General features: G+C 64.9%; 4 protein-coding genes and 1 pseudogene. 1 reads left to right on the top strand and 4 read right to left on the bottom strand.

The genetic code is table 11. From position 1 onward, the window contains the following. Positions 1 to 188 (bottom strand): annotated as a pseudogene (locus DER72_RS15845) (transposase); the annotation flags it as partial. On the opposite strand from DER72_RS15845, the gene DER72_RS15840 reads away from it, so the two are divergent. Then, the gene (locus DER72_RS15840) at positions 139 to 438 is read left to right on the top strand and encodes a CrcB family protein (RefSeq protein WP_110070892.1); all 300 of its coding nucleotides are present in this window, start codon (positions 139 to 141) and stop codon (positions 436 to 438) included. The pseudogene DER72_RS15845 and the gene DER72_RS15840 sit on opposite strands and share 50 nt — an antisense overlap. Before the next feature lie 78 nt (positions 439 to 516). On the opposite strand, the gene DER72_RS15835 is transcribed toward DER72_RS15840, so the two are convergent. The 3 genes from DER72_RS15835 to DER72_RS15815 form a co-directional block, all read right to left on the bottom strand. After that, positions 517 to 789, bottom strand: coding sequence for a hypothetical protein (locus tag DER72_RS15835; protein ID WP_110070891.1), 273 nt, complete (start codon positions 787 to 789; stop codon positions 517 to 519). 88 nt (positions 790 to 877) lie between these two features. Continuing rightward, a complete protein-coding gene (locus DER72_RS16310; protein WP_219983329.1) occupies positions 878 to 1,222 on the bottom strand; it encodes a nitroreductase family protein in 345 nt (114 codons plus the stop codon). 1,629 nt (positions 1,223 to 2,851) lie between these two features. Beyond that, positions 2,852 to 3,619 (bottom strand): SDR family NAD(P)-dependent oxidoreductase, encoded by a 768-nt coding sequence (locus DER72_RS15815; protein WP_243726540.1) that lies wholly within the window; start codon positions 3,617 to 3,619, stop codon positions 2,852 to 2,854. Positions 3,620 to 4,030 lie beyond the last annotated feature (411 nt).

The raw sequence follows: 4,030 nt of genomic DNA, 5'->3' as shown, positions 1-4,030 counted from the left end.
TCGTACACGCCGTCGAGCCACAGCATGTGGAAGTGAACATTCAGGTTCAGCGCGCTGCCGAAGCGCTGGATCAGCGTTACCGCGCCGCATTGCGCGCTGGCGTGGTCGACGCCGACTTGATCGGCTAACCAGCCGGCGATGACGCGCTGCACGATCACCAGCACCGGGCCGATGGCCTCCGGCTTGGTAGGTCATCGAACTCATCCGCAGCTGTTCCACCTGCACACGGATATTTCTCCGGCGCTCAAGCTGTTTGCCATCACCGGCTTTCTGGGCGGGCTCACCACCTTTTCCAGCTTTTCCGCCGAAACCGTGGAACGCCTGCTGGCCGGACAAGCCGGCTGGGCCTTTGCCCTGATGTTGCTGCACCTTGGGGGTTCCCTCACCCTGACCTGGCTCGGCCTCATGACGGTGGGTGCCCAGCGCGTCTGGGGTTGATTTGGGCCGAGTTTGGGCCGAGTTTGGGCAGGGTTGGGGGCCGGGTTTCCTGTCAGCTTGTCGACAAGCCGACAGGTTTCAGTAGCGGGGCACCTTCTGCATCTCCTGGGTGTTCAGGGCCGTGGTGGTGGTGATGGAGCCTTCCGAAGTGGCCCACCAGAGGGTGACCCAGGCGTAGCCAGCCTCATCCACCCGTTCCACTTCGCAGATGGAGCCCACCATTTCCAGGAATAACTCCAGGTCTTCCTCGTCCATGTCCGGGTCGGGACTGATACCGAGGATGCGGACCTGATCGCCAGGGCCGACGGGCTGGCCGAATTTGTCCGGAACGGTGGCGGGGATGGGGGTCATGGGCTTTGCTCCTGGCGAGGGTAAGGGGAGGGTAAGGCGAGGCAATACGCAAATACGCAAATACGCAAATTGCGGGCCAGGCCGGGTTTCAGGGGCTCCGGTCCGGGTAGGGCGGGCCGGTTTCGATGCGGCTGTCCGGCACAAGATGGCCCACGGTGAAGTGGTAGAGGCTTTGCCAGCCGCTTTCTTCTATGCCCAGCACCCGGGTCACCGCCGTATCGAAAAAGCAGCCGATGCCGGTGCCCCGCACCCCGGCGGCTTCTGCCTCCAGATAAAGAATTTGCCCCAGCAGCCCGGCTTCGCGCAGCAGGTGGCGGTAATGGTCGGCGCCCAGGGCCAGGGCCTCCTCCATCCGGGCCAGGAAACCCAGGGTGAAGGCCCCGGTGGCGGCGATGTCCTGATGGCAGGAGAGAGCCCGGGCCAGCCGCTGCAACTCGGACAGTTCGAGGGGGGGCGAGGCAGATCAGGCCCAGGTGGGGCGGGCAATCCGGGTCATGCCTGGCCACGGCGGCCTGGCCGGTGAAACGGGCATCGTCCGGGGCGATGTCGCGCCGCAGGGCTTCGGCCCCAGCCGGGCTGCGGGGCAGCAGATAGAGGCCGGGGGGCAGGCCCTCCACCCGTTCCACGAACAAGAGCAGGTGCACCCGGGCGGCGCTCGGCAGGACCGGCCAGGGTGCCGTTTCCGGCCGGGGCAGCAGGGCATCGAGCATCCGGTAAAAAGCGTCCTTGGCCAAAGGGAGGCGCGGGTTGTAACGCTGGCCGCTGCGCCGCTGGCGAATCAGGGCCGCGTGGCCCGGGGTGTTGGCAGCGTCGGGGTCCGGGGCCGGCAAGGGGGGCAGGGGGTCTGGATGCGAGGCCGGCAGACTGGCCAGCCAGTCATCGGGCAGGCGGCTGGCCTGGGCGGCCTGGTCGATCAGGGGCCAGCGATAGCCGGGATCGGGGTCGATGAGGCTGGCCTGGCCCTGCCACGAGGCAGCTTGCAGTTCTGCCTCCAGTGCCTGCAACTGTCCGGGGCTGGGGGGCGGTAATCCCGGGGCCTGGAGGGCCAGCAGGATTTCCGGCTCCTCGGCTTCCGTGAACGGATAGGGGGTGGAGGGAAAGTCTTCGCTCCGGTTGAGGCCCAGCAACTTTGCCAGACGCTCGCTGCCCAGGGCCAGAGGCCGGGCCTGCCAGCCCAGCAGGTGGGCGGCATAGGCGATGGCGCCCAGGGCGTGGCCCAGGTCGAGCTGGCAGTAGCGGAAGGCCCGCTCCCCGTATTTCCAGGCCTCCCGCCACATGATGGAACTCAGACCCAGCAGCAGGCAGGGGCTGCCGCCGGGGTTCAGCAGAGCCCGGCTTTCCAGCTGGTGCTGGAGCGGGTCGTAGTGGTGCACCCCATCGGCCAGGCCAGGAATGCCCCGGCAGAGCAGATAACTTTCCGTGGGGTGCAGATTGCCCGAAGAGGGATTGCAGCGCAGGGCCCAGCGGCTGGGGCCCCAGCTTTTCCAGGCCGAGAGGCCGAAGGAAAGCTCCAGCACGGCGCCGATGCTGTCCAGGCCGGTGGGCACGGCAGCCGTGGGGGCTGGATCATGCCAGGGACGTTCGAACTGATCGGCGCTCAGCGGCAGGGACAGGCAGGGGGCGCCATGAAAGTGGCGGAAAGGGGCCGGCTGGGCATCCCAATCCAGTTGCCCGGGGCCCGCGGCATAAGCTTCAAAGTGGTGGCGGGTGCGAGCGTGGTAGCTCTGGATGAACGGAATGTTTTCCGGCACGGCAGGCTTTCTCGATGGGGGTTGCGCAGGGTACCGCGATACCGCATGAGACAGCAAAGCCCGTTCCCGGGTTGCAACTTGCCGCAGAGGCCCTGCTCCAGCGGCCAGGCCAGGCCCGGCCCAACCCGCCTGATGGCGGGCCTGATCGTGGGCCTGATCGTGGGCCTGATGGCGGTCAAGGCAATTCAGACTGCCCTGTAGCCGGCTGCCACCGGACAAGGCAGACCGGTGGCGCAGGGCCGCCGCCAGGTCGGAAAAGCGCGTCCGCCGCGGGATCAGGGCATGCGCCGGCTTTTATGTCGTCAAGCGGATCAGGCGATTTTAGGCTGACCGTCCGAGGCGGTCACGCCACCATCGACGGGAATATTGACACCATTGACAAAACTGGCATCTTCGCTGGCAAGAAAGGCCATGACCGCAGCGACCTCTTCAGGCTCTGCAGCTCTACCGAGCGGGATGCGTTCATTGAATTTCTGGTTCACCGCTTCCGGGAAGTTGGCGGTCATGTTGGTCTTTACCAGGCTCGGACAAACGGCATTGACCCGCACCCCGGCTCCGCCGTGGTCGAGTGCCATCGCGCGTGTCAGGTTGGATACGGCACCTTTCGCAGCGCAGTAATATGCAGCTCCCCAGTCGCCGCCGAGACCCGATACAGAAGCGGTATTGACGATGCAGCCTTTGCTCTTGAGCAGGTGCGGAAGAGCGAATTTCGAGCAATACACTACCCCATTGATATCAATGGCGGAGATCCGCTCCCAGTCTTCCAGGCTGGAGTCGAGGACGCTGCCGGTCGCATGCACGCCGGCATTGTTGATGAGCACATCGACTTTGCCGAACTGTTCCACAACGCGGTCGAACATCGCCCTGACCGACGTCACGTCAGAGACATCGACGCCGATGACCAGTGTCCGCTTCTCCGGCAGGGAGGAAGCCACTTTTTCGGCGGCCGTCTTGTCCCAGTCGGCCAGGACGACGATCGCCCCTTCCGATGCAAAGCGACGTGCTGCGGCAGCGCCAATCCCGCTACCGGCACCAGTAATGACGACAACCTTGTTTTCGAACCTCATAAAGCTTTGCATCCCAACCTCCCCTTGCAGACCCTGCTCTGATGTCATGGTCTGATAGCCAATGTTCATTAAAAAGGGAGGCAAGTCCCGGGTCTCATGGCAAAGGACTCATGGCAAAGGACCCGGGGCTTGCCTCCATGGCGACTCCCTGAATTACCTTCCTGGAGTTTTCATGCTCGTTGAGCATATCAAGGCCTCCCCCCCAACTGTCAAGCTGGAGCGGCAGCGGGGTATAGGAAATTCAAACGCCCTTTTCGGCCAGTCTGGCAGGTAGGCAGCGGCCGTGCAAGCGTCGTTTTGGGTACGGATCGGAGGTTCGCACTTCGGCTTTCGACATCGCGGGGCCACGCAGCGGCTCAGTGCGTAGCCATTTCTCACCGAATCCCGGCACAGGGCCGAGCGCAGCCCTGCGGGGTCGTGGCC

This window comes from Halomonas sp. A11-A (assembly GCF_003182195.1).
Classification (GTDB): domain Bacteria; phylum Pseudomonadota; class Gammaproteobacteria; order Pseudomonadales; family Halomonadaceae; genus Halomonas; species Halomonas alkalicola.
Note: the sequence above shows the minus strand (reverse complement) of the source record. Positions and strands in the feature narration are given on the sequence as shown.

Bases quoted from the DNA above. Each gene is read 5' to 3' on its own strand.
- DER72_RS15840 (WP_110070892.1), top strand. From the start codon at position 139: ATGACGCGCTGCACGATCACCAGCACCGGGCCGATGGCCTCCGGCTTG.
- DER72_RS15835 (WP_110070891.1), bottom strand. From the start codon at position 789: ATGACCCCCATCCCCGCCACCGTTCCGGACAAATTCGGCCAGCCCGTC.
- DER72_RS15815 (WP_243726540.1), bottom strand. From the start codon at position 3,619: ATGCAAAGCTTTATGAGGTTCGAAAACAAGGTTGTCGTCATTACTGGT.